At 60.9% G+C, this 22858-nt stretch carries 20 protein-coding genes; 10 read left to right on the forward strand and 10 right to left on the reverse strand.

The window, feature by feature from the left end:
* Positions 1–2 precede the first annotated feature (2 nt).
* Both AC07VF_RS06520 and hslO read right to left on the reverse strand, forming a co-directional pair.
* Positions 3–1544, reverse strand: a complete 1542-nt coding sequence (locus AC07VF_RS06520) for a phosphoenolpyruvate carboxykinase (protein ID WP_282365755.1) — start codon at positions 1542–1544, stop codon at positions 3–5.
* Between the two features lie 191 nt (positions 1545–1735).
* Positions 1736–2638, reverse strand: coding sequence for an Hsp33 family molecular chaperone HslO (hslO, locus tag AC07VF_RS06525; RefSeq protein WP_192171341.1), 903 nt, complete (start codon positions 2636–2638; stop codon positions 1736–1738).
* Positions 2639–2736: 98 nt separating this feature from the next.
* On the opposite strand from hslO, the gene AC07VF_RS06530 reads away from it, so the two are divergent.
* Positions 2737–3546, forward strand: a complete 810-nt coding sequence (locus AC07VF_RS06530; RefSeq protein ID WP_282365757.1) for a phosphatase PAP2 family protein — start codon at positions 2737–2739, stop codon at positions 3544–3546.
* 65 nt (positions 3547–3611) lie between these two features.
* Here the strand turns inward: AC07VF_RS06530 and AC07VF_RS06535 are convergent, their stop codons facing one another.
* Entirely contained in the window at positions 3612–4013 is a 402-nt protein-coding gene (locus AC07VF_RS06535; protein WP_065987435.1) for an RNA-binding S4 domain-containing protein, read from the reverse strand.
* 118 nt (positions 4014–4131) lie between these two features.
* Between AC07VF_RS06535 and rimA the strand changes: the two genes are divergently transcribed.
* From rimA to rimK, 3 genes are read left to right on the forward strand one after another with little or no spacing between them, the layout of a single operon-like run.
* A complete protein-coding gene (gene rimA / locus AC07VF_RS06540; protein ID WP_192171343.1) occupies positions 4132–4905 on the forward strand; it encodes a S6 modification regulatory phosphodiesterase RimA in 774 nt (257 codons plus the stop codon).
* Positions 4906–4920: 15 nt separating this feature from the next.
* On the forward strand, positions 4921–5403 hold the full coding sequence (gene rimB / locus AC07VF_RS06545) for a retropepsin-like aspartic endopeptidase RimB (protein WP_065987437.1): 483 nt from the start codon (positions 4921–4923) through the stop codon (positions 5401–5403).
* On the forward strand, positions 5400–6305 hold the full coding sequence (rimK, locus tag AC07VF_RS06550; RefSeq protein WP_065987438.1) for a 30S ribosomal protein S6--L-glutamate ligase: 906 nt from the start codon (positions 5400–5402) through the stop codon (positions 6303–6305). Before rimB ends, rimK begins: the two co-directional genes overlap by 4 nt.
* A gap of 77 nt (positions 6306–6382) precedes the next feature.
* Here rimK and AC07VF_RS06555 read toward each other — a convergent pair whose 3' ends face one another.
* Complete coding sequence (locus AC07VF_RS06555) at positions 6383–7696, reverse strand: ATP-binding protein (protein ID WP_192171344.1); 1314 nt, start codon at positions 7694–7696, stop codon at positions 6383–6385.
* A gap of 166 nt (positions 7697–7862) precedes the next feature.
* The gene (gene ompR, locus AC07VF_RS06560; RefSeq protein ID WP_065987440.1) at positions 7863–8603 is read right to left on the reverse strand and encodes an osmolarity response regulator transcription factor OmpR; all 741 of its coding nucleotides are present in this window, start codon (positions 8601–8603) and stop codon (positions 7863–7865) included.
* A gap of 280 nt (positions 8604–8883) precedes the next feature.
* Here ompR and AC07VF_RS06565 point away from each other — a divergent pair, with 280 nt between their 5' ends.
* From AC07VF_RS06565 to gshA, 3 genes are all read left to right on the forward strand, one after another.
* Positions 8884–11208, forward strand: coding sequence for a Tex family protein (locus AC07VF_RS06565; RefSeq protein ID WP_423571897.1), 2325 nt, complete (start codon positions 8884–8886; stop codon positions 11206–11208).
* On the forward strand, positions 11208–11591 hold the full coding sequence (locus tag AC07VF_RS06570; RefSeq protein ID WP_192171346.1) for a PaaI family thioesterase: 384 nt from the start codon (positions 11208–11210) through the stop codon (positions 11589–11591). Before AC07VF_RS06565 ends, AC07VF_RS06570 begins: the two co-directional genes overlap by 1 nt.
* A 197-nt stretch (positions 11592–11788) precedes the next feature.
* The gene (gene gshA / locus AC07VF_RS06575) at positions 11789–13375 is read left to right on the forward strand and encodes a glutamate--cysteine ligase (RefSeq protein ID WP_495008396.1); all 1587 of its coding nucleotides are present in this window, start codon (positions 11789–11791) and stop codon (positions 13373–13375) included.
* Positions 13376–13443: 68 nt separating this feature from the next.
* On the opposite strand, the gene argA is transcribed toward gshA, so the two are convergent.
* A complete protein-coding gene (argA, locus tag AC07VF_RS06580) occupies positions 13444–14742 on the reverse strand; it encodes an amino-acid N-acetyltransferase (RefSeq protein ID WP_192171348.1) in 1299 nt (432 codons plus the stop codon).
* 149 nt (positions 14743–14891) lie between these two features.
* On the reverse strand, positions 14892–16040 hold the full coding sequence (argE, locus tag AC07VF_RS06585) for an acetylornithine deacetylase (protein WP_346629482.1): 1149 nt from the start codon (positions 16038–16040) through the stop codon (positions 14892–14894).
* 166 nt (positions 16041–16206) lie between these two features.
* Between argE and AC07VF_RS06590 the strand changes: the two genes are divergently transcribed.
* Positions 16207–17574 carry a CYTH domain-containing protein gene (locus AC07VF_RS06590; RefSeq protein WP_495008395.1) on the forward strand — a complete coding sequence of 456 codons (1368 nt, stop codon included), beginning with the start codon at positions 16207–16209 and terminating at the stop codon, positions 17572–17574.
* Positions 17575–18065: 491 nt separating this feature from the next.
* Here the strand turns inward: AC07VF_RS06590 and AC07VF_RS06595 are convergent, their stop codons facing one another.
* On the reverse strand, positions 18066–18536 hold the full coding sequence (locus AC07VF_RS06595) for an Lrp/AsnC family transcriptional regulator (protein ID WP_495008394.1): 471 nt from the start codon (positions 18534–18536) through the stop codon (positions 18066–18068).
* A gap of 148 nt (positions 18537–18684) precedes the next feature.
* On the opposite strand from AC07VF_RS06595, the gene AC07VF_RS06600 reads away from it, so the two are divergent.
* Together AC07VF_RS06600 and tfpB are read left to right on the forward strand one after the other, a co-directional pair.
* A complete protein-coding gene (locus AC07VF_RS06600) occupies positions 18685–19032 on the forward strand; it encodes an ACT-like domain-containing protein (protein ID WP_495008393.1) in 348 nt (115 codons plus the stop codon).
* A 112-nt stretch (positions 19033–19144) separates the two neighbouring features.
* A complete protein-coding gene (gene tfpB / locus AC07VF_RS06605; RefSeq protein WP_495008392.1) occupies positions 19145–20929 on the forward strand; it encodes a type IV pilus assembly ATPase TfpB in 1785 nt (594 codons plus the stop codon).
* Here the strand turns inward: tfpB and AC07VF_RS06610 are convergent, their stop codons facing one another.
* Both AC07VF_RS06610 and AC07VF_RS06615 read right to left on the reverse strand, forming a co-directional pair.
* The gene (locus AC07VF_RS06610) at positions 20930–21979 is read right to left on the reverse strand and encodes an L-idonate 5-dehydrogenase (RefSeq protein WP_495008391.1); all 1050 of its coding nucleotides are present in this window, start codon (positions 21977–21979) and stop codon (positions 20930–20932) included. It abuts the gene before it with no gap.
* A gap of 14 nt (positions 21980–21993) precedes the next feature.
* On the reverse strand, positions 21994–22764 hold the full coding sequence (locus AC07VF_RS06615; RefSeq protein WP_423571903.1) for a glucose 1-dehydrogenase: 771 nt from the start codon (positions 22762–22764) through the stop codon (positions 21994–21996).
* Positions 22765–22858 lie beyond the last annotated feature (94 nt).

Raw genomic sequence — 22858 nt, forward strand, 5'->3', positions numbered from 1 at the left:
TCTTACAGCTTCGGGCCCGCTGCCTTGATCGCGTCGCTCACGTCGAACTTCTTGAAGTTCTCGATGAACAGGCCGGCCAGTGCTTTGGCTGCTTCGTCGTACGCCGCTTTGTCAGCCCAGGTGTTGCGCGGGTTGAGCAGGCCGGTTTCGACGCCCGGCACGGAAGTCGGGACATCCAAGTTAACAGTGTCGAGGTGCTCGGTTTCTGCACCGATCAACGCGCCGCTCTGGATGGCCGCGATGACGCCACGGGTGGTCGGAATGTTGAAGCGCTTGCCGACACCGTAGCCGCCGCCGGTCCAGCCGGTGTTGACCAGATAGACCTTGGAGCCGAAACCGCGGATACGCTTGATCAGCAGCTCTGCGTATTCGCCAGCAGGACGCGGGAAGAACGGTGCGCCGAAGCAGGTAGAGAACGTCGACTTGATGCCAGCGCCCGAACCCATTTCAGTGGAGCCGACCAGTGCGGTGTAACCCGACAGGAAGTGGTAGGCCGCTTGTTCTTCGCTGAGGATCGACACGGGTGGCAGCACGCCGGTCAGGTCGCAGGTCAGGAAGATCACCGCGTTTGGCTCGCCGCCCAGGTTCTTCTCGGAGCGCTTTTCAACGTGCTCGAGCGGGTAAGCGGCGCGGCTGTTCTGAGTCAGGCTGCTGTCGGCATAGTCGGCATGGCCGGCTGCGTCCAGCACCACGTTTTCCAGGACGGCGCCGTGCTTGATGGCCTTCCAGATCACCGGCTCGTTCTTCTCGGACAGGTCGATGCACTTGGCATAGCAACCGCCTTCGATATTGAAGACAACGCCTTCGCCCCAGCCGTGTTCGTCGTCACCGATCAGGTAACGGGTCTCGTCGGCGGACAGCGTGGTTTTACCGGTGCCGGACAGACCGAAGAACAGCGTCACGTCGCCGTCTTCACCGATGTTGGCCGCGCAGTGCATTGGCAGCACGTCGGAGGCCGGCAACAGGAAGTTCTGCACCGAGAACATGGCTTTCTTCATTTCACCGGCGTAGCGCATACCGGCAATGAGGACCTTCTTCTGGGCGAAGTTGATGATGACGCAACCGTCGGAGTTGGTGCCGTCACGCTCGGGCACGCACTCGAAGTTGGCCACGTTGAGCACTTGCCATTCTTCACGACCGGCCGGGTTGTACTGGGCCGGATTGATGAACAGACAACGACCGAACAGGTTCTGCCAGGCCGTCTGGGTGGTCATCTTGACCGCCAGGTAGTGGTCTTCGGCTGCGCCTACGTGCACGTGGGAAACGAAGTGTTCCTGGGCGTTGTTGAACGCCTCGACACGCGCCCACAGGGCGTCGAACTTGTCGGCCGGGAACTTGCGGTTGATCGGGCCCCAGGCGATCGCAGCCTGAGTAGAGGGTTCGTCTACGATGAAGCGGTCGACAGGCGAGCGGCCTGTGCGGTGGCCTGTTTCCACGACGAGTGCGCCAGTATCGGACAGCACGCCTTCTTCGCGTTTGAGGGCTTCTTTAACCAGATCGTCGACACTGAGATCGGTGTGAACGGCGTTATTGGCTTGCGTCATGAGATTCCCCGTCGGCTCAATGGCCGAGTGCTCCAAACGTTTTGTAGTAGAAAAACCAACACTACTACAGCTAAAAAGTGGCCGGATTATGCCAGAAAAGCCCAAAAAAGGTAGGGCCCTCCTGTCAGAACTACATGAAGAAGAGTCAAGCGGGCCGGGCGGAAAGCTTTCAGCGCAGGACCCGCACTACATTAATGGCGGGTATCGGAAGGGGTATCTACCCCACCCCCTGCAAACAGCTGCGCTACATCGGTTGCATCGAACAGATAGCGCTGATTGCAGAACTGGCAGTCGATCTCCACCGCACCGTGATGCTCGATCACCAACTGCTGTGCATCTTCTAGACCAAGACTGACCAACGCATTGCCAGAACGTTCGCGCGAGCAGCTGCAACGGAACACCAGAGGCTGGACGTCGAACATGCGCACGACGTCTTCGTGGAACAGCCGTTTCAACACGGTTTCGTTGGTCAGGCTGAGCAATTCTTCGGCGGTCAGGGTGTCGACCAGCACATTGACGTGCTGCCAGCTGGCTTCGCGCTCATCCTGATCTTTAAGCTTCTCGGCCGGTAACTGTTGCAGCAGCAGCCCACGTGCGCGCTTGCCGTCGGCCTTGATCCAGAAGCGCGTAGGCAGTTGCTCTGACATCACAAAATACTCGGACAGACACGCCGACAAGTCGACGCCGTCCAGGCCCACGATGCCCTGGTAGCGTTTGCCCTGACGCGGGTCTATGGTCATGGTCAAGTCGCCGTTGGGCATCAGGTCGAGCAGCGTGGCGTCCGGCTTGACCAGGCTTTCGTCGTAGCGCGCAATGCCGCGCAACTCACGCTCGCTGGAGCACTCGACCATCAGCAGGGACACCGGCCCAAGCGACCGCGCCTGCAGAACCAGCAGACCGTCGAACTTCAGCGTGCCCACCAACAACGCAGCGGCGGCGAGCATTTCGCCGAGTAGCTGAGCGACTGGCTCGGGATACGGGTGTTTGGCAAGTACCTCGGCGTAGCTGCGCTCAAGGGCCACGAGCTCGCCGCGAACGTCGCTCTCGTCGAAAATGAAGCGCTGGGTGTAATCGGTATCCGGAAAGTCTGGCATAGGAGAAGGTATCTGAATGGATGACAAAATGATGACAAGCGCCTATAAAGCGCGGTTTAGCACCGCTTGGTGCACTGTCATGCCGATGGGGGCATTTTATGGACTATCCCGCGTTGTTCCAACCCAAGTGGAACGTCAAAAAATTCTTGCTGTGCAATCTGGTGGCGCTGGCATTGCTGCTGCTGTGGATCTGGCCCACGGGCCACGCGGCATTCACGCATTTCGATGAAGGCCTGTTTCACGTACTGAACCGCCCGCTTGAGCAAAACAAGGCGTGGTTATGGACCTGGACGGTTGCCAGCATGCGACCCTTCGATATCGTCGTCGGCCTGATTCTTCTGACGCTGCTTATAAAGGGCGACTGGGTGTTCAAATCCCTGCAAACCCGTGCCGCGCTGATCGGCTTCGTGCTGACGCTGATCCTGCTGCTGATCATCCGCACGGTGTTTTCCAAAATCATCGACCACAGCGCGCTGCAACACGACAGCGCCTCGATGATGATCCCTGATGCCATCAAGCTCAGCGACATATTCCCGGGGCTTGAAGACAAGTGGCAGCTCAAGGACCGTTCCAGCCAGAGCTTCCCGGGTGACCACGCTTCGGTGCTGCTGATCTGGGCGATGTTCATGAGCGTCTACAGCCGCACCGTCGGCCAACGTGTCGTCATCTGGGCGCTGGCGTTCCTGTTCATGATGCCGCGCCTGGTCGCCGGCGCGCATTGGGGTCAGGACGACTACATCGGCGGCGTGATGATCGCGTTGCTCGCGCTGGGCTGGAGTTGCTACACCCCGTTCGCGGCCACTGCTACCGCCTTCGTGTTTCGACTGACCGCGCCGGTCTTCAATGTGTTGGGCCGCCTGCCGCTGATCAAATGCCTGAGCATCATGAAGCAGGGCTCTCATTTGTAAGCTGCCCGTTGCTACCGAGCAGCCCGGGGTCGATTAACCCACGATCCCGGAAAGCGGCGAGATCGTCAGTCGTCACCCGAACGAAAATGAAACAATTGCCGACGCTGCTTTTTGGTCGGCCTGCCGTCGGTCGTCACGCCCAGGCTTCCGGCCTTGCGCATCTCGGCGGCTTGTTCGCGTTTGGCGAGGCTCTCCGGCGTTTCGCTGTACAGCAGCTGAGCCTCCGGGGCGCCACGGCGGACAATCGACAACGCCTGAACCACCACGGTCCGCTCATCGAAGCCCGCTCTGATCTGGAACTCGTCACCTACGCGCGGCTCTTTTCCCGGCTTGCAACGTTCGCCCCGGCAATGAACCTTGCCGCTTTCAATCGCGGCTTTTGCCAGCGCACGCGTCTTGAAAAAGCGCGCCGCCCAAAGCCATTTGTCCAGACGGACTTTGTCGTCCTCGTCTGACTTCTGTGTCATCTGAATTCCTCAATCGCGTAATGGTCAGAACCGTACTACGTCACGCCGGGGACGCAGTAACCGCCACCCTCGTTTACACTGCCCCCCAAGACTAAAGCACCGGCTTCAGGAGAACGACGTGACAGACTTCCCTACGTCATTGACCGGTGGGTGCCAGGGCTGCAGAGAAAGCGCCGCGCTGGATTTCGAATTTGAATTCGCCTATCAGCCAATCGTGGACGTCCGCAACCGCTCGGTGTTCGCTCACGAGGCGTTGGTACGGGGCGTCAACGGCGAAGGTGCCCTGTCTGTACTGAATCGGGTGGACCACACCAACCGTTACCGTTTCGATCAATTGTGCCGAACACGCGCGATTTCAACTGCCGCCCGGCTGGGAGTGGACGAATACTTGTCGATCAACTTCCTGCCCAACGCGGTGTATCGCCCTGAACTGTGCATTCGCAGCACCCTTGAAGCGGCTCGCGCCCACAATTTTCCGCTGGACCGGCTGATCTTCGAGACCGTCGAAACCGAGCATGTGTGTGACAACAGCCATCTCACTAACATCCTTCGCGAGTACCGCCAGTTTGGCTTCAAAACCGCTATCGACGACTTCGGTGCCGGGCATTCGGGACTGACCCTGCTTGCCGACTTTCAGCCTGACCTGATCAAGCTCGACATGGCGCTGGTGCGCAACGTCCATCTGGATCCCGCACGGCAGGCCATCGTGCGCGGCATTGTCACAATGTGTACGGACCTGAACGTTACAGTGATCGCCGAAGGCATCGAACATGCAGGCGAACGAGACTTCCTCGCCGACTGCGGCATTTACCTCATGCAGGGCTACTGGTTCGCCAAGCCTGCATTCCAGGCGCTGGCGCACATCGACGCCGGTGCCTGGCAAAACGTGTAAACGAACGGAAACGCTTTGAAAACATTTGATCATCTGACCGTCATCGGCCTCCGCGAATGGGTGGCGCTGCCCCATCTGGGCGTTGCCGGGCTGCGCGCGAAAATCGACACCGGGGCCAGCACCTCCAGCCTGCACGCGACTGAAATCGAGCCGTTCGAACGGGACGGCGAAAAATGGGTGCGCTTCAATGCGCATCTGGGGACGGTGGTGCAGCTGCGTCATCGTCGCTGCGAGGCTCAACTGGTGGCGATGAAAACCATCAAAAGCTCCAACGGCCACGCTCAGGTTCGCTACGTCATTCGCACGACACTGGCGCTGGGGGATAGGGTCTGGCCGGTTGAGTTCACGCTGGCCTGCCGCAAGGCCATGCGCTACCGGTTGCTGCTCGGTTCCAAAGCCCTGATTGACGGCCAGTTGGTGGTCAATCCGGGTGTTACTTATATTCAGGACAAGCCGGTCTTCCCGGCTTCAAATCTCTCTGCCACAGGTGCTGCATGAAGATCGCTGTGCTTTCGCGAAACCCGCGTCTGTATTCAACTCGTCGTCTGGTCGAAGCTGGCATTCAGCGCGGCCACGAGGTCGTGGTGGTCGATACCCTGCGCGCCTATATGAACATCGCCAGTCATAAGCCGCAGATTCACTACCGAGGAAAACCCCTGGAAGGCTTTGATGCGGTGATACCGCGCATCGGCGCTTCCGTGACCTTCTACGGCTGCGCCGTGCTGCGTCAGTTTGAAATGATGGGCGTGTTCCCGCTCAACGAATCCGTCGCTATCGCGCGGTCCCGTGACAAGTTGCGCTCGCTGCAGCTGTTGTCGCGACGCGGCATTGGCTTGCCCGTCACCGGCTTTGCTCACTCACCGGATGACATCCCTGACCTGATCCAGATGGTCAACGGCGCGCCGCTGGTGATCAAGGTGCTCGAGGGCACGCAAGGCATCGGCGTGGTGCTGTGCGAAACCGCAACGGCGGCCGAGTCCGTGATCGAGGCCTTTATGGGTCTGAAGCAGGACATCATGGTGCAGGAGTACATCAAGGAAGCCGGTGGCGCGGACATCCGCTGCTTCGTGGTGGGTGACAAGGTCATTGCGTCGATGAAGCGTCAGGCGAAGCCCGGGGAATTCCGCTCCAACCTGCATCGAGGCGGCACCGCCAGCCTGATCAAGATCACCCCCGAAGAACGCATGACGGCCATTCGGGCCGCCAAGGTCATGGGCCTGAGTGTCGCGGGTGTCGACATCCTGCGCTCCAATCACGGGCCATTGGTGATGGAAGTGAACTCGTCGCCAGGTCTTGAAGGCATTGAAACCACCACCGGCAAGGATGTCGCGGGGATAATCATCGAGTACATCGAGAAAAACGGCGGGCCGCACATGACCCGCACCAAGGGCAAGGGCTAACGCTTAAGCCCGTTTCTGCACGGAGACTTTGGTCGCGAGCACGCCGCCCAAGGTCTCCAGTCGGAATCAGTAACGAGTCAATCGGCATCCCGCGGCAGCAACAGCCCCAACGGCAACCGAACCCTGGCCTCCAGCCCGCCTCCCGAACGATTACGCAACTCGACATTGCCGCCGTGCATCGCTGCAATGCGCTTGACGATCGCCAGGCCAAGCCCCGTCCCCTTGCCACTTCGGGCGCGGTCACCACGGATGAAGGGATTGAAAATGCCCTCCAGCTCCGACGGATCAATCCCCATACCCCGATCCAGCACGCTCAGCACCACGTAGGGCGCACCGCTGTCGCCGGAAACATAGGCCGCCACTTCAACGCCGTCACCGGCATGGTGCATCGCGTTGCCAATAAGGTTGTTGAGCAGCCGCTTCATGGAAACCCGTCGCAGCGGGAACGGCGGAATGGACTCCAGGCACAGCCGGACCTGCTCGACCGGGTTGTTGTACGGCGCCACCACTTCGTGGACCAGCTCGACCAGATCGACTTCTTCGACCTCTTCATCGCGCCCGTCCCGAATAAATGCCAGGAATTGGTCGAGGATGGCATCCATGTCCTCAATGTCGCGAACCATGCCTTCCATGAATTCGTTGTTGGTCGGCATCAATTCCAGTGACAGGCGCAAACGCGTCAGCGGCGTTCGCAAATCGTGGGACACCCCGGCCAGCATCAGCTCGCGCTCCTGCCCGGCCTGCTCCACGTCTTCGGCCATCTGATTGAACGCCCGGTAAACCTCGGTCATCTCGCTGGGCGTGTCGCCCACCGGCAACCGCACACTGCGGCCCTGCCCCAGCTGGCGTGCGGCAAAAACCAGGCGCTTGAGCGGCTGATTGAGCTGGCTGACGAAGATCCACGCCGAAGCCGTCGAGAGCAAGCCGATCGCCAGAAACCAGCCCAACACGCTCCAGATTTTCTGCCCGCGCAACGGATGCGGGTACAGCGGCACTTTCAGCCAGCCATCGCCGAGACTCGGCGCCCTCACCCACAGCGCAGGAGGCGCGTGGACACGCAGACGCACTTCGGTGTCCGCGCCCAGTTCATCCTGCATCTGCCGTTGGTAGATTTCGGAATACGGCCAGTGCTGCTCGCCTTCCGGTACGCCGCCACCCACCACGCGGATCAGCCCGGCGGCGTCGGCGATGGTCTGCCGGTCGCTCTCGTCGGCCGCCCAGTAAGCCCGCAAAGTGAGTGCAACGCCGTGGCTGTATTGGCGATCGACCAGAACATCCTCGTTCATCAGCAAATAGACGAGGGTCAGCGCCTTCGAAAACAGCACGACAATGAGCACCAACCACAGCGTGCGGGAGAAAAAACTTTGCGGGAACCAGAGCGGTGTCTTCATAACAGCAGCTACACACTTTGCGGAAGCGAGCCGGGCTCGCGAATTTGCGGAACACATGACACAGCAAAAACCAGCCACGCCAATGGCCGCTTTCGCGAACATCGAGGTGACTGGCTAACGTAGGCGGGCGTGAGACAGGCCCGGCAGGTTACCGTCGAACTTGCTGCTACTGCTTGTTGGCACCATCTGGCACGAAAACATAACCCACTCCCCAGACCGTCTGAATGTAACGCGGCTTGGCAGCGTCCACTTCAATCAGACGACGCAGGCGGGAGATCTGGACGTCGATGGAGCGCTCCAGCGCGTCCCACTCGCGGCCACGGGCCAGATTCATCAGTTTGTCCCGCGTCAGCGGCTCACGCGCATGCATGACGAGTGCCTTCAGCACGGCGAATTCACCGGTGGTGAGCATGTGTACTTCGTCGCCCCGCTTGAGCTCGCGGGTGGCGAGCGACAGAGCGTAGTCGCCGAAAGTGACGGTTTCGTCTTCCGTGGCGGGTGCGCCGGGTACGGGTGCGGATTGACGACGCAGCACCGCGCGGACGCGGGCCATCAGTTCGTCAGGATTGAAAGGTTTTGCGAGGTAATCATCGGCGCCGAGCTCGAGGCCCTTGATACGGCTGAGCTCGTCGCCCTTGGCGGTCAGCATGATGATGGGGACTTGATTGTTCGCGGCGCGCAGACGGCGGCAGGCGGACAGGCCGTCTTCGCCCGGCAGCATCAGGTCCAGCACCACGAGGTGGAACACTTCGCGCGCCAGCAGCCGATCCATTTGCTCCACGTTGGGCACAGCCCGGGCGCGGTAGCCCTTGCTGTTGAAAAAGCGCTCTAGCAGGCTGCTCAAGCCCGGGTCATCGTCAACGATGAGGATTTTCTCGCCTTCAGCCGTTTGTGCAGTGCTGCTCATTGGAAGCTCCTTTGATCTCGGCGCGCATTATGGCGTAGCTGCAGTTATGCGCACCGTGTGCATTGTTAGCAGATTTTTCCTGAATCCACATGGGTGCTCTCGCTCAGTCACTTGAGGGCGATTCGCCGCGGCTGCGCGGGCTGAAACCGGCGTATCGACGGGCCGATCCCCTATTCAGGGCTCACTGGGTATAATGCGCCGCCTTCAAGGTCAGGCAACGCTCGTTCAAGGCGGTTCGCCAGCCGCTGATTTAATGCACACACATTTGCCAGGTGGTTTTATGGACAGTATCAACAGCCGCATCGCCGAGGAACTCGGCGTCCGCCCGCAACAGGTCGAAGCGGCCGTCGCGCTACTGGATGAAGGCTCAACGGTGCCTTTCATCGCTCGTTACCGCAAGGAAGTCACTGGCAGCCTCGATGACACGCAACTGCGTCATCTGGAAGAGCGCCTGCGCTACCTGCGCGAACTCGACGAGCGCCGCATCAGCATCCTTGCCAGCATCGAAGAGCAAGGCAAGCTGACCCCTGAACTGGCGCGCGAGATCAAGCTCGCCGACACCAAGACCCGCCTTGAAGACTTGTACCTGCCGTACAAGCAGAAGCGCCGCACCAAAGGCCAGATCGCACTGGAAGCCGGCCTGGGTGAGCTGGCCGACGGCATCTTCAATGATCCAACCCTGACCCCGGAAACCGAAGCTTCGCGCTTCGTCGATGCCGAAAAAGGCTTCGCCGACGTCAAGGCCGTGCTCGAAGGCGCCAAATACATTCTGATGGAGCGCTTCGCCGAAGACGCGACGCTGCTGGAGAAGCTGCGCAGTTTCCTCAAGCACGAAGCCGTGATCAGTGCCCGTGTGGTACCGGGTAAAGAGGAAGAAGGCGCCAAGTTCCGCGATTACTTCGAACACGACGAGCCGCTCAAGAGCATGCCGTCGCACCGTGCGCTGGCGATCTTCCGGGGTCGCAACGAGGGCGTGCTGAGCTCGGCGCTGAAAGTCGGCGAAGAGCTGCCCGGCACCCTGCACCCGTGCGAAATGATGATCAGCGAGCGCTTCGGCCTGCAGAATCAGAACCGTCCTGCGGACAAGTGGCTGGCGGAAGTCGTGCGCTGGACCTGGAAGGTCAAGCTGTACTCCAGTCTCGAAACCGACCTGCTCGGTGAGCTGCGCGAAGGTGCCGAAACCGAAGCGATCAACGTATTCGCTCACAACCTGCACGACCTGTTGCTGGCCGCACCGGCGGGGCCGCGCGCCACGCTGGGCCTCGATCCGGGCCTGCGCACGGGTTGCAAGGTCGCCGTGGTCGACAGCACCGGCAAGCTGCTGGACTACGCCACGGTCTACCCCCATGTACCGAAAAACCAGTGGGATCAGACCATCGCCGTGCTCGCGGCCCTGTGCGCCAAGCATTCGGTTGACCTGATCGCGATCGGCAACGGTACCGCCAGCCGCGAAACTGACAAACTGGCCGGCGATCTGATCAAAAAGTATCCAGGCTTGAAGATGACCAAAGTCATGGTCTCTGAAGCGGGCGCTTCGGTGTACTCGGCGTCGGAACTCGCTGCCAAGGAATTCCCGGACCTCGACGTTTCGATCCGTGGCGCCGTGTCCATCGCACGCCGCTTGCAGGACCCCCTCGCCGAACTGGTGAAAATCGACCCGAAGTCCATCGGCGTCGGCCAATACCAGCATGACGTGTCGCAGCTCAAGCTGGCCCGCGGTCTCGACGCGGTGGTGGAAGACTGTGTGAACGCCGTGGGTGTGGACGTGAACACCGCATCCGTCGCCCTGCTGGCGCGGATTTCCGGCTTGAACACCACCCTGGCGCAGAACATCGTTGCCCATCGCGACCAGAACGGCGCGTTCAAGACCCGTGCGGCATTGAAGAAAGTCCCGCGTCTGGGCGAGAAGACCTTCGAACAGGCCGCAGGCTTTCTGCGGGTTATGAACGGTGACAACCCGCTGGATTCGTCAGCCGTTCACCCTGAGGCGTATCCGTTGGTGCAGCGCATCGCCGCCCAGACCGATCGCGACATCCGTTCGCTGATCGGCGACGCTGCCTTCCTGAAGCGTCTCGACCCGAAGACATTCACCGACGAAACCTTCGGCCTGCCGACCGTCACCGACATCCTTCAAGAGCTGGAAAAACCGGGCCGCGATCCACGTCCGGGGTTCAAGACCGCTGAGTTCCAGGACGGCGTTGAAGACTTGAAAGATCTTCAGCCGGGCATGATCCTGGAAGGCGTGGTCACAAACGTCACCAATTTCGGCGCGTTCGTTGACATCGGCGTGCATCAGGACGGTTTGGTGCACATCTCCGCGCTGTCGGAGAAGTTCATCAAGGACCCTCGCGAGGCGGTCAAAGCCGGCGACGTGGTGAAGGTCAAGGTGATGGAAGTGGACATCCCGCGCAAGCGCGTCGGTCTGTCGATGCGCATGAGCGACACGCCGGGCGAGAAAGTCGACGGCGCTCGCGGTGCCCGTCCGGGAGCAGCGCCGCGTCAGCAGCAAAGCAATACCCCTCGCAAGGAAGCCTCGACCCCGGCGCCGAGCAATAACCCGATGGCGTCGCTGTTCGCCAACGCCAAGCAACTGAAGAAGCGCTGATGGATATCCCTGACGAACTGACTCAGAGCGCCTATTTCAAGACGCTCGGCTGCCGGGTAGTGAAACTGGACGAAGGCGTTGCCGTGGTGGCGTTGCCGCTGGAGCCACACCTGCGCAATCGCGGCAACGTCATGCATGGCGGCGCGCTGTTCAGCCTGGTCGACATCACCATGGGCCTGGCCTGCTCCAGCGCCCACGGCTTCGACAAGCAAAGCGTTACCGTGGAATGCAAAATCAATTACATGCGCGCCGTGGCCGAGGGCGAAGTCATCTGCACCAGCACGGTGCTGCATGCAGGACGCCGAACGCTGGTGGTCGAAGCCGACGTTCGCCAGAACGACAAGCTGGTTGCCAAAGCGCAGGGCACGTTCGCGATCGTCTAGCTGTCCGATAGCGTTATGAGTTAATTTCGGCACTGTTCAGCAGTGTCGAAATTTTCTGATTTCCTTGTAGGAACGATCAGCGACGGGCATCGGCGTTAGGGCCATCGACGAGGCGAAAACGCCAGTTCCTTTCTTCACCCTTGTAGACCGCCATATCGCCCCCATATAGGGCCGACTGACGCGTGAAGGATTCCAACTTGAGCGAACTTCTCAACCGCCGCCTGACTCTGCTTGGCGAGCACTCCAACCTCTCCCTTCTGGAGAAGTGCTTGCACGGCATCGAGCGTGAATGCCTGCGCGTTACGGGCGAAGGCCGTCTGGCGCAAACCCCGCATCCGGAAGCACTGGGCGCGGCGCTGACCAACGAGCAAATCACCACCGATTACTCCGAGTCGCTGCTGGAGTTCATCACTCCGGCTCTGGCCAACCCGGCTGACACGCTGGAAAGCCTGGATAAGATTCATCGCTTCGCCTACAGCAAACTGGGCAGCGAATACATCTGGAGCCCTTCGATGCCGTGCCCGCTGCCGGCCGAAGCGGATATTCCGATTGCCTATTACGGCACCTCCAACATCGGCAAGCTCAAGTACGTCTACCGTCAGGGCCTTGCCTTGCGTTACGGCAAGACCATGCAGTGCATCGCCGGCATTCATTACAACTTCTCGCTGCCTGAAGCCATCTGGCCCGTGCTCAAGCAGGACGCGAAATTCGAAGGCGATGACCGTGATTTCCAATCCGAGAGCTACATCGGCCTGATTCGCAACTTCCGCCGTTACAGCTGGCTGCTGATGTACCTGTTCGGCGCTTCGCCGGCGCTGGACGCCAGCTTCCTGCGCGGCCGTTCGCATCAACTTGAGCAGTTCGACGCCGAAACGCTGTACCTGCCTTACGCCACCAGCCTACGGATGAGCGATCTGGGTTATCAGAGCAATGCCCAGGCGGACCTGACGCCTTGCTACAACGATCTGCTGACCTACACCGACAGCCTGCGTCGTGCGGTGGCAACGCCCTACGCGCCTTACGTCGAAATCGGCACGCACAAGGATGGTGAGTGGATTCAGCTGAACACCAACGTGCTGCAGATCGAGAACGAGTATTACTCGACGATCCGCCCGAAACGCGTCACCTACTCCGGTGAGCGCCCGATTCAGGCGCTGGTCGCGCGCGGCGTGCAGTACGTGGAAGTCCGCTGCCTGGACATCAACCCGTTCCTGCCGGTGGGCATCGACCTTCAGCAATCGCGCTTCATTGATGCGTTCATTCTGTATTGTGCGCTGCACGACAGCCCGCAGCTGGCGAGCAATGAATGCGGCAACGCCAGCACGAACTTCCTGACCGTGGTCAAGGAAGGTCGTCGTCCCGGCCTGCAACTGAACCGCAACGACACGACGATCGACCTGAAAGTCTGGGCCAACGAGATGCTGGACACGATCAGGCCGATCTGCGAACTGCTCGACGCCAGCCAGGGCACGGATGAGCACGTCAAATCGCTGGACGTTCAGCGCGCGAAAGTGGCGGACGCCTCTCTGACGCCTTCGGCACAAGTGCTGGCGGCCATGAACGAGCACAAGGAAGGCTTCACGGCCTTCTCGCTGCGCCAGTCACAGGTTCACGCTGATCATTTCCGCAGCAATCCGCTGAGTGCCGAGGACCAGACGCACTTCGAAAGCAAGGCGCGCGAGTCCCTGGCTCAGCAAGCGGAGCTTGAACAGACCGAAGAGAAAGTGGATTTCGATACGTTTGTGGGTGCGTATCAGGCGAGCATTCTGGCGATCAGCAACTGACGCTATGCTGTTCAAGATGTTGTAGCAAGGGTCTGCTCGCGAAAGCGGCAGACCCTTGCGCACTTCGCTTAAATCGCCTTTTCGAAAATCTTCGAATTACGCTGATAGTTGTACAGCGACGCACGGGCGCTCGGCAGGCGGTCAACGCTGCTGGCCTCGAAACCGCGCTCCTGGAACCAGTGCGCAGTACGCGTCGTAAGGACGAACAGGGTTTTCAGCCCCAGCGCCCGGGCGCGTTCTTCAATGCGTTCGAGCAACTCGTCGCCGCGCCCGCCATGGCGGTACTCGGGATTCACCGCCAGACACGCCAGCTCACCCGCTTCGGAATCGGCAATCGGATACAGCGCTGCGCAGGCGATGATCAGGCCCTCGCGCTCGACCACGCTGAACTGCTCGATTTCACGCTCCAGCACTTCCCGCGAACGACGCACGAGAATCCCCTGCTCTTCCAGCGGCGTGATGAGGTCCATCAGCCCGCCAACGTCGCCGATCGACGCTTCGCGCACCAGTTCGAATTGCTCCTGCGCCACCAGTGTGCCGCCGCCCGTGCGTGTAAACAGCTCGGAGAGCAGCGCGCCGTCTTCGGCGTAGCTGACAATGTGACTGCGCGCCACACCGCCGCGACAGGCCTGAGCCGCCGCATCCAAAAGCTCCGCCTGGTAGTTGCTGCCCAAGCGCTGCAGGTGCGCGGGAACCTGTTGCGGACGCAACTCACGGACCAATCGGCCCTGTTCGTCCAGCAAGCCTGACTCGGCGCCGAACAGCAGCAGCTTTTCCGCACCCAGATCAATGGCCGCGCGCGTCGCAACGTCTTCGCAGGCCAGGTTGAAGATCTCGCCAGTGGGCGAATACCCCAACGGCGACAGCAGCACGATAGAGCGTTCGTCGAGCAGCCGGCTGATGCCCTTGCGGTCGATGCGGCGTACTTCGCCGGTGTGCTGGAAATCGACGCCTTCAAGGACGCCGATCGGACGCGCCGTGACAAAGTTGCCGCCCGTCACGCGCAACCGCGAGCCCTGCATCGGTGAAGCAGCCATGTCCATCGACAGACGCGCTTCGATGGCAATGCGCAGGGCGCCAACGGCGTCGATCACGCATTCGAGCGTGGCGAAATCGGTCACGCGCATGTCGTGATGGAAATGCGGCGTCAGGCCGCGCGCTTGCAGGCGGCTTTCGATCTGCGGGCGGGAGCCGTAAACCAGTACGAGGCGCACGCCAAGGCTGTGCAGCAACACAAGGTCGTGGACGATGTTGCCGAAGTTCGGGTGCTCGACGCCATCGCCCGGAAGCATGACGACGAAGGTGCAATCCCGGTGGGCATTGATGTAGGGAGACGCGTGGCGGAGCCAATTGACGTAATCGGGCATATCCGAAAAGAGCCTGTAGTGGATGGACGAAGGGTAGAAACACTCAAGACGGCATGAGCTTTATCGTCGGAACAGGCATCGCAACACGCGTACTCTCCTTTTCGGGTCGTTCTAAGACAGGGCCTGACTCCAGCAGCACGTGGGCGCACTCAAGGGGTAGCCAGGCAGTAATGTTCGATCAATTGACGTAACAGACGCACTGTAGGCTGCAAACGTGACATTTCAAGATATTCACCGGGCTGGTGCGCACAGGCAATGTCCCCTGGCCCCATCACGATGGTTTCGCAACCAAGGCGCTGAAGATAAGGCGCTTCGGTGCCAAATGCCACCGCTTCGGCCGTATGACCGGTCAGACGCTCTGCGATTCGCACCAGTTCCGCATCGGCGCTTTGTTCAAAGGGGGACACTTCCGAAAACAGCGGCGCATAGTCGATCTGCACCTGATGCAGCTCGGCGACGGGCTGCAGTTTCTGCCGAATCGCGGCACGCAGCACTTCAGGGTCCATGCCCGGCAGCGGGCGCAGGTCAAACTCCAGCGAGCACTGCCCGCAGATCCGGTTCGGGTTGTCGCCGCCATGGATGCAGCCGAAGTTCAGGGTCGGTTGCGGTACGCTGAACTGCGGATTGCGGTATTGCTCCTGCCACTGTCGGCGCAGGCCTTTCAGCTCGCCGATGGCGTCGTACATGGCTTCAAGGGCGCTGCGCCCCAGGCTCGGGTCCGAGGAGTGACCGCTGCGACCGAGAATCTCGATGCGCTCCATCATCACGCCTTTGTGCAGGCGGACCGGCTTGAGACGGGTCGGCTCGCCAATAACTGCTGCGCGTCCCAGCACACCGCCCGCCGCAGCCAATGCCTTGGCTCCGGCCATTGAGCTTTCTTCGTCGCAGGTCGCAAGGATGATCAGCGGCTGCTTGAACGGCTGATCGAGCAGTGGCTGCAGCGCTTCGATGGCCAAGGCGAAGAAGCCCTTCATGTCGCAGCTGCCCAGTCCTACCCAGTTGCCGTCAACTTCGGTCAGCTTCAGTGGATCGGTTTTCCACAATGCATCGTCGTAAGGGACCGTATCGCTGTGGCCCGCCAGCACCAATCCCCCGGGGCCGGTGCCGAAAGTGGCTAGCAGATTGAACTTGCCGGGGCTCACCTGCTGGATGTCGCAGGCAAAGCCCAGGTCGCCCAACCAGCTTGCCAGCAGATCAATGACGGCGCGATTGGACTGGTCGAGCGCAGGCTGCGTACAGCTCACAGACGGCGCGGCGATCAGGGCAGCGAACTGGTCTTTCATGGACGGCAACGGCATAGGCGACTCCGGTGATGGGGTGCGACACGCGGACCATCATAGGTCGATTGCCCCGCATGAATAAACTGTCACGGTTGATGTCCTGTACACTGCACGGCCCACGCAGCTGTGTCGATTCCGGCTGCGACCCCTGTTATCAGCGATAGAGCGTTTGGATTCTCCGGCCATGCAGAAAGAAACCGAAATCAAACTCCGCGTCAGCCGCGAAACCCTCATAGCCCTGCGCGAGCACCCGTTGCTGAAGAAACGCAACAAGGGTGGCTGGGAGCGGTTGGAGCTGTTCAATCAGTACTTCGACACCCCCGAGCGTGAGCTGGCCCATGCCAAAGTTGCGCTGCGCCTGCGCCGCGACGGCGACGCCATCATTCAGACCCTCAAGACTCGCGGCCAGAGTGTCGCAGGCCTGTCCGAGCGTAACGAATACAACTGGGATGTGCCCAAAGCCAAGCTGGACCTGAAGAAGCTCGACGGCGAATGCTGGCCCGAGCAACTGGCGGATCTGGACAAGAAAACCATCAAACCGGTGTTCACCACTGATTTCGTCCGCGAAAAAGCGGAAATCGCCTGGGGCCGTGGCAAGTCCAAGGTGGTGATCGAGGCAGCGCTGGACCTGGGCAAGGTGGTCGCCGGCAAGCAGCAGGAAGAAATCTGCGAGCTGGAACTGGAATTGCGCGAGGGCGACCCTGCCGCGCTGCTGGAACTGGCCGCAGAGCTGGCCGAGAAACTGCCGCTGATGCCCTGCGATATCAGCAAGGCCGAACGTGGCTATCGTCTGTTCGACGCCAGCAGCTACTCCATCAAATTGCCAACGCCCGAGCTGCATGGCGAACTCTCGGTAGACGACGCGTTCAGCGCCATCGCCTGGTTCCTGCTAGGCAGCAGTCAGCGTCTGGCCGAGCAATACCGTTTCAACGGTCACTGGAGCCTGTTGCAGGAGTGGGTCGAAGTCCTCGCTGAACTGCGCGCGCTGGCCGGCAGCCTCGGTCAAGCCGCTCCGCGTGCCACGACCCATGACCTGCGTGCCGCGCTGGACGCCTTGCTGGAGGACTGGCGCACGCTGGTGCTCGCCGGCCAGGAAGATGGCGATGTACGCGCCGCTGCCCATGAGCAGTTCATCGAAGAGCTGCAAGACACCCGTTGGGGCCTGTTCTCGCTGACCACGTCGCGCTGGTTGATGGCGCGCAGCTGGACGGTCGAGCGCAACAACCGTGGCAATCGTCAGGGCCACGCAATGCTCAGCAGTTGGGTACCGCGTTTCCTCGGTGACGAGGCGACCGCGCTGAACCTGCCGCGCTACCAGCAGCAGCCGGAAGACCTGGCGGAGCAGTTGCCACGCATCGAGCGCATTCAAGTGTGGATGCATTACGCCCGCCAGGCCCTCGACCTGCCTGAGCTGGATCGCTTGTACGGCGAGCTGAACAAGCTCGAACAACTGGCGCATCTGGACATCACCGATGAAATCCTCGATGCCCGCGTCCAGCAAACCATCACCGTCCTGCAAAGCCGGGCGTGGAAGACATTGTTGAAGTTGTAAGACGCTGGCAGTAGGACCGGCTGACGCTGTTTTGGTAGGACCGGCTTCAGCCGGGAAGAGGTCAGTAATAGCACCCTCAATTTCGCAGTGTGCCTACCGACGCTTTCCCGGCTAAAGCCAGTCCTACGAAAGGCGCGCGTGTGTCAGTAGGACCGGCTTCAGCCGGTAAGAGGTCAGTAATAGCACCCTCAATTTCGCAGTGTGCCTACCGACGCCTTCCCGGCTAAAGCCAGTCCTACGAAAGGCGCGCGTGTGTCAGTAGGACCGGCTTCAGCCGGTAAGAGGTCAGTAATAGCACCCTCAATTTCGCAGTGTGCCTACCGACGCCTTCCCGGCTAAAGCCAGTCCTACGAAAGGCATGCGTGTGTCAGTAGGACCGGCTTCAGCCGGGAAGCGTCCAGTGGCATCACTCTCAATTTTGCCGTGTGCCTACCGACGCATTCCCGGCTGAAGCCGGTCCCACTAAATGCACGCAGCGCGGGATTGGCACCCTATCTGTTGATCGGCAAGCTCGTCGTTGATTTGATTTCCGACAGCGCCACTGTCGAATTCACTTCCTGAATCCCGGGCACCGGCGAGAGCTTTTCGAAGAAGAATCGCTCGTACGCTTCGATGTCCGGCGTGACGATGCGCAGCAAAAAGTCTACCGACCCCATCAGCACATAACACTCCAGCACTTCGGGAAAGCCACGGATCGCTTCGGTGAATTCGGTGAAATTGGACCGACCGTGGGCGTTGAGTTTTACCTCGGCAAAAATCTGCGTGTTCAGGCCGATTTTCTTGCGATCCAGCAGTGTCACCTGCCGCCGAATCACGCCTTCATCCTTGAGCCTCTGAATGCGCCGCCAGCAAGGCGACTGCGACAGGCCCACCTGCTCGGCGATCTGCGCGCTGGACAGCGACGCATCCTCCTGCAGGAGCGCCAGAATCTTCCGATCATAGGCATCCAGCTCAATCCGCATCATCAATTCCCGAAATAAGATTGCTGAACATAGACAAGTCTCGATGAGACTAATACAGCCCGTCTTCGACCAGTAATTTCTTTTTCAGCGTGTAAAACTTTCTGCCATTCAACGCCATTGTAACGACGAGATTGTCAGGAGGTATCCCATGCCACATTTCGAAACCGTCAGCCCTGCTCCGTTTCGCCACGACGTCTGGTCGGTCAGCAACGCTCACTGCCTGTCGCGATACCAAATCCTTGCCGAAGCGGAAGCTGACGTACCCTGCCGGCTGCTCAACCTGTTCGCGATGCAGTACCTGATTCCCCAACAGGTCAGTGTGCTGCAGCGGGAAGGCATGCTGATGGTGAGCGTTGAGGTGGGTGGCATGACGTGGCACCGCGCTCAGGTGATTGGTGAAAAAATGCGCAACCTCGTCAGCGTTTGCTCGGTCGAACTTGAACCCATGGGCGATTTGCACGTCGTAACCGAGGCCGTCTCACTCGCCGCCAGTTGAGTGCTCCGAAAATATTGGCAACGCTTCGCTACCGGCAGGGCGCAACAACTGGCACGCTTGGGACTACTCTTGCTCAACACCGAAGTAAGCCGTCTCGTACCAAGGAGCCCGCATGTCCGTCCTCGCCGCATCATCTCAGGACCGCTGGCTGGATCTGAACGAAGTACTGCGTGACCTCGTCGCCCAGGGATACCTCGATCAGGACAACGCCGAATATGCGCTCACGCTGCGCCGAGCCGCGCAGAATCTCCACGCCCACCCGCTCGAACTCATCGCCACCCAGCAGTTCGACAACCACAAGCGGCCCGGCAAGAAACTCGACCTCGAAACCCTGACCGCCTGGCTGGCTGAGCAAGCCGGCCAGCCGTACCTGCGCATCGACCCTCTGAAGATCAACGTCGCCGCCGTGACCCCGTTGATGTCCTACGCCTTTGCCCAGCGCCACAAAATTCTCGCGGTGGACGTTGATCGCGATGCGGTGACCATCGCCAGCGCGCAGCCTTACGTGAGTGCGTGGGAAGCCGACCTGACCCACGTACTGAAGATGCCGATCAAGCGCGTCGTCGCCAATCCTGTCGACGTGCAGAAACTGGCCGTCGAGTTTTATCGGCTGGCGAAATCGGTCAGCGGCGCAAGCGCCAGCGATCAGAAAATCAGCAACATGGGCAACTTCGAACAGTTGCTCAAGCTCGGCGCCAGCGATCAGGAGCCGGACGCCAACGACGCGCACATCGTCAATATCGTCGACTGGCTGTTCCAGTACGCGTACCAGCAGCGGGCGAGCGATATTCACATCGAGCCCCGCCGTGAAGCCGGTACCGTCCGTTTCCGCATTGATGGCGTGCTGCACAACGTTTATCAATTCCCGCCCCAGGTGGCGATGGCTGTCACCAGCCGCCTGAAAAGCCTTGGCCGGATGAACGTGGCCGAGAAGCGCAAGCCGCAGGACGGCCGGGTGAAGACCAAGACGCCTGACGGTGGCGAAGTGGAGCTGCGGCTGTCGACGCTGCCCACGGCCTTCGGCGAAAAAATGGTCATGCGGATTTTTGACCCGGAGGTGCTGCTCAAGGACTTCGACCAGCTCGGATTCTCCGGCGATGACCTGCGTCGCTGGGAGGGCATGACCCGCCAGCCCAACGGCATCATTCTGGTGACCGGCCCGACCGGTTCCGGCAAGACCACCACGCTGTACACGACGCTCAAGATGCTGGCGACTTCGGAAGTGAACCTCTGCACCATCGAGGACCCCATCGAGATGGTGGAGCCGGCGTTCAACCAGATGCAGGTGCAGCACAACATCGATCTGACCTTTGCCAGCGGCGTCCGCGCGCTGATGCGGCAAGACCCGGACATCATCATGATCGGCGAGATTCGCGACCTGGAAACCGCAGAAATGGCGATTCAGGCGGCGTTGACCGGTCACTTGGTGCTGTCGACGCTGCACACCAACGACGCGCCCAGCGCCATCAGCCGTCTGCTGGAGCTGGGCGTCCCGCATTATCTGCTCAAGGCGACGATCCTCGGCGTGATGGCGCAACGTCTGGTACGGACGCTGTGCCCGCACTGCAAGGCGCCGATCGAAATGGATGAGGTCGACTGGCAAACCCTGACGCGGCCTTGGCAGGCGCCCGTGCCAAGCGGCGCGCACCGGGCAGTGGGTTGCGCGGAATGCCGTGACACGGGTTATCGCGGGCGTGCGGGGGTGTACGAGATCATGCTGATGTCCGACGCCGTGAAGTCGCTGATCACGGCGGACCTGGACCTGACGGCGTTGCGTCGCCAGGGCTTCAAGGACGGCATGCGCAGCCTGCGGTTGTCCGGCGCGCAAAAGGTCGCGGCGGGGCTGACGACGGTTGAAGAGGTGCTACGCGTGACACCGCAGAGCGAGCAGCGTTAGTTACTGGTCCGGCACCCCGAAATCCAGTACGACTTTCATCGCTTGCTGCTTGTCCCCGGCCAGCTCGAACGCCTGGACCGCGTCCTGAAACGCGAGGGTGTGGGAGATCACCGGGGTCACGTCGATCACCTTGCGATTGAGCAAGTCAACCGCCTGGGCGAATTCGGGATGGAAGCGAAAGGTACCGCGCAGGTCGATTTCCTTGCCCACCACCAGGTTCAGCGGAATTGCCACATCGCCACCGAGCCCGACTGTCACCACAACCCCACGCGGTCGCATGCAGGTCAGGCCATCGCGCAGGGCTTGCGCACTGCCGGAGGCCTCGAACATCACGTCGAAATAACCTTTGTCGGCGGTATAGCGCGCCAGTGCTTCGGGCTCGTCGCGCAGATTGTGGGTTTCGCTGGCACCCATGCGGCGCGCGCAGGCCAACGCGCTGTCGCTCAGATCTGCGGCAATAATCTGCAACGCACCCGCCGCGCGCAGGCTACCGATCAGCAAGTTGCCTATCGGGCCGCAGCCGGTCACCAGGACGCGCTTGCCGAACACGCCGCCGGCGCGCTGGATCGCGTGAAGCCCGACCGACAGGGGCTCGGCCATGGCGCCTACAGCCAGCGTCGTGGTCGGCGCCAGCACATGGGCCTGGTTCGATTCGATCACTAAGTGCTCCCGGAAGGCGCCCTGAATGTGCGGAAACGGCATCGCGCTGCCGTAAAAACGCATGTTCAGGCAATGGTTGAGCAGGCCTTCGTGACAGTATTTGCAGTCTCCGCACGGCCGTGACGGCGACACGGAAATCCGTTGCCCGACGCTGAAAGCGCTCTGGGCGTCGCCGACTTCCTCGATGACTGCCGAAATTTCATGGCCGAGGACCATCTGCTCTTTCAGCCGAACGGCACCGAATCCGCCGTGCTGGTAGTAGTGAAGATCCGAGCCGCAGATACCGCCGCGAGCAACGCGAACGCGCAACTGGCCGGCAGACAACGACAACGCTTCGGTACCGGGCTCGACACGCAGGTCTTTCGCGGCATGGCAGACGATCGCTTGCATGGTCATTCTCCGGATTACAGCGATGCCGTGATGGCACCGTCGACGTAAAGGATGTGGCCGTTGACGAAGCTGGCCGCGTCCGAGGCGAGAAACACCGCCGCGCCCGCCAGCTCCGACACTTCGCCCCAACGACGGCTCGGCGTGCGTTGCACCAGCCAGTCGCTGAATTCGGTGTTGGCCACCAGCGCAGCGTTGAGCTCGGTCTTGAAGTAGCCCGGCCCGATCCCGTTGATGTTGAGACCGAACGGGCCCCAGTCGATCGCCATGCCTTTGGTCAGCATCTTCAGCGCGCCCTTGCTCGCGGTATACGGCGCAATACCCGGCCGGCCCAGCTCGCTCTGCACCGAACAAATGTTGATGATGCGCCCACGCCCACGGGGGATCATGCAGCGCGCGACGGCCTGACCCACGAAGAAGGCGCTGTCCAGGTTGGTACGCATCAACTCGTGCCAGTCCGCCTCGGCGAACTCCGCCAGCGGCCCGCGCCGTTGGATGCCGGCGTTGTTGACCAGGATTTCCAGCGGCCCGACGCGTTCTTCGATTTCCTGAACCGCAACGGCCACCGCCTTGCTGTCCGTCACATCAAAACTCTGCGTGTGAACTGCATGCCCCTCCGCGATCAGGGCTTGGGCGGCCGATTGCAGCGTCTCGGCGTTGCGGCCGTTGAGCACGACCGTGGCGCCTGCTTCGGCCAGGCCCCGGGCAATCGCCAGACCGATGCCTGCGCTGGAGCCGGTGATCAGCGCCACCCTGCCGTCGAGACGAAAACTTTCCAGAACAGCCATGACGCCCTCCTATTGTTTTTGCGGCTTGAATCTCGATGGGCTGCGCCAGCTGTTGTTCCGATCAACCACAGAAGCCGCGCAGATTGCAGTCACC

It is taken from the genome of Pseudomonas sp. GW821-FHT02H06 (assembly GCF_059421525.1).

Excerpts from the sequence above, each read along its gene's own strand:
- AC07VF_RS06520 (WP_282365755.1), bottom strand. The coding sequence starts at position 1,544 with ATGACGCAAGCCAATAACGCCGTTCACACCGATCTCAGTGTCGACGAT.
- hslO (WP_192171341.1), bottom strand. The coding sequence starts at position 2,638 with ATGCCAGACTTTCCGGATACCGATTACACCCAGCGCTTCATTTTCGAC.
- AC07VF_RS06530 (WP_282365757.1), top strand. The coding sequence starts at position 2,737 with ATGGACTATCCCGCGTTGTTCCAACCCAAGTGGAACGTCAAAAAATTC.
- AC07VF_RS06535 (WP_065987435.1), bottom strand. The coding sequence starts at position 4,013 with ATGACACAGAAGTCAGACGAGGACGACAAAGTCCGTCTGGACAAATGG.
- rimK (WP_065987438.1), top strand. The coding sequence starts at position 5,400 with ATGAAGATCGCTGTGCTTTCGCGAAACCCGCGTCTGTATTCAACTCGT.
- AC07VF_RS06555 (WP_192171344.1), bottom strand. The coding sequence starts at position 7,696 with ATGAAGACACCGCTCTGGTTCCCGCAAAGTTTTTTCTCCCGCACGCTG.
- ompR (WP_065987440.1), bottom strand. The coding sequence starts at position 8,603 with ATGAGCAGCACTGCACAAACGGCTGAAGGCGAGAAAATCCTCATCGTT.
- AC07VF_RS06565 (WP_423571897.1), top strand. The coding sequence starts at position 8,884 with ATGGACAGTATCAACAGCCGCATCGCCGAGGAACTCGGCGTCCGCCCG.
- AC07VF_RS06570 (WP_192171346.1), top strand. The coding sequence starts at position 11,208 with ATGGATATCCCTGACGAACTGACTCAGAGCGCCTATTTCAAGACGCTC.
- argA (WP_192171348.1), bottom strand. The coding sequence starts at position 14,742 with ATGCCCGATTACGTCAATTGGCTCCGCCACGCGTCTCCCTACATCAAT.
- argE (WP_346629482.1), bottom strand. The coding sequence starts at position 16,040 with ATGCCGTTGCCGTCCATGAAAGACCAGTTCGCTGCCCTGATCGCCGCG.
- AC07VF_RS06590 (WP_495008395.1), top strand. The coding sequence starts at position 16,207 with ATGCAGAAAGAAACCGAAATCAAACTCCGCGTCAGCCGCGAAACCCTC.
- AC07VF_RS06595 (WP_495008394.1), bottom strand. The coding sequence starts at position 18,536 with ATGCGGATTGAGCTGGATGCCTATGATCGGAAGATTCTGGCGCTCCTG.
- AC07VF_RS06600 (WP_495008393.1), top strand. The coding sequence starts at position 18,685 with ATGCCACATTTCGAAACCGTCAGCCCTGCTCCGTTTCGCCACGACGTC.
- tfpB (WP_495008392.1), top strand. The coding sequence starts at position 19,145 with ATGTCCGTCCTCGCCGCATCATCTCAGGACCGCTGGCTGGATCTGAAC.
- AC07VF_RS06610 (WP_495008391.1), bottom strand. The coding sequence starts at position 21,979 with ATGCAAGCGATCGTCTGCCATGCCGCGAAAGACCTGCGTGTCGAGCCC.
- AC07VF_RS06615 (WP_423571903.1), bottom strand. The coding sequence starts at position 22,764 with ATGGCTGTTCTGGAAAGTTTTCGTCTCGACGGCAGGGTGGCGCTGATC.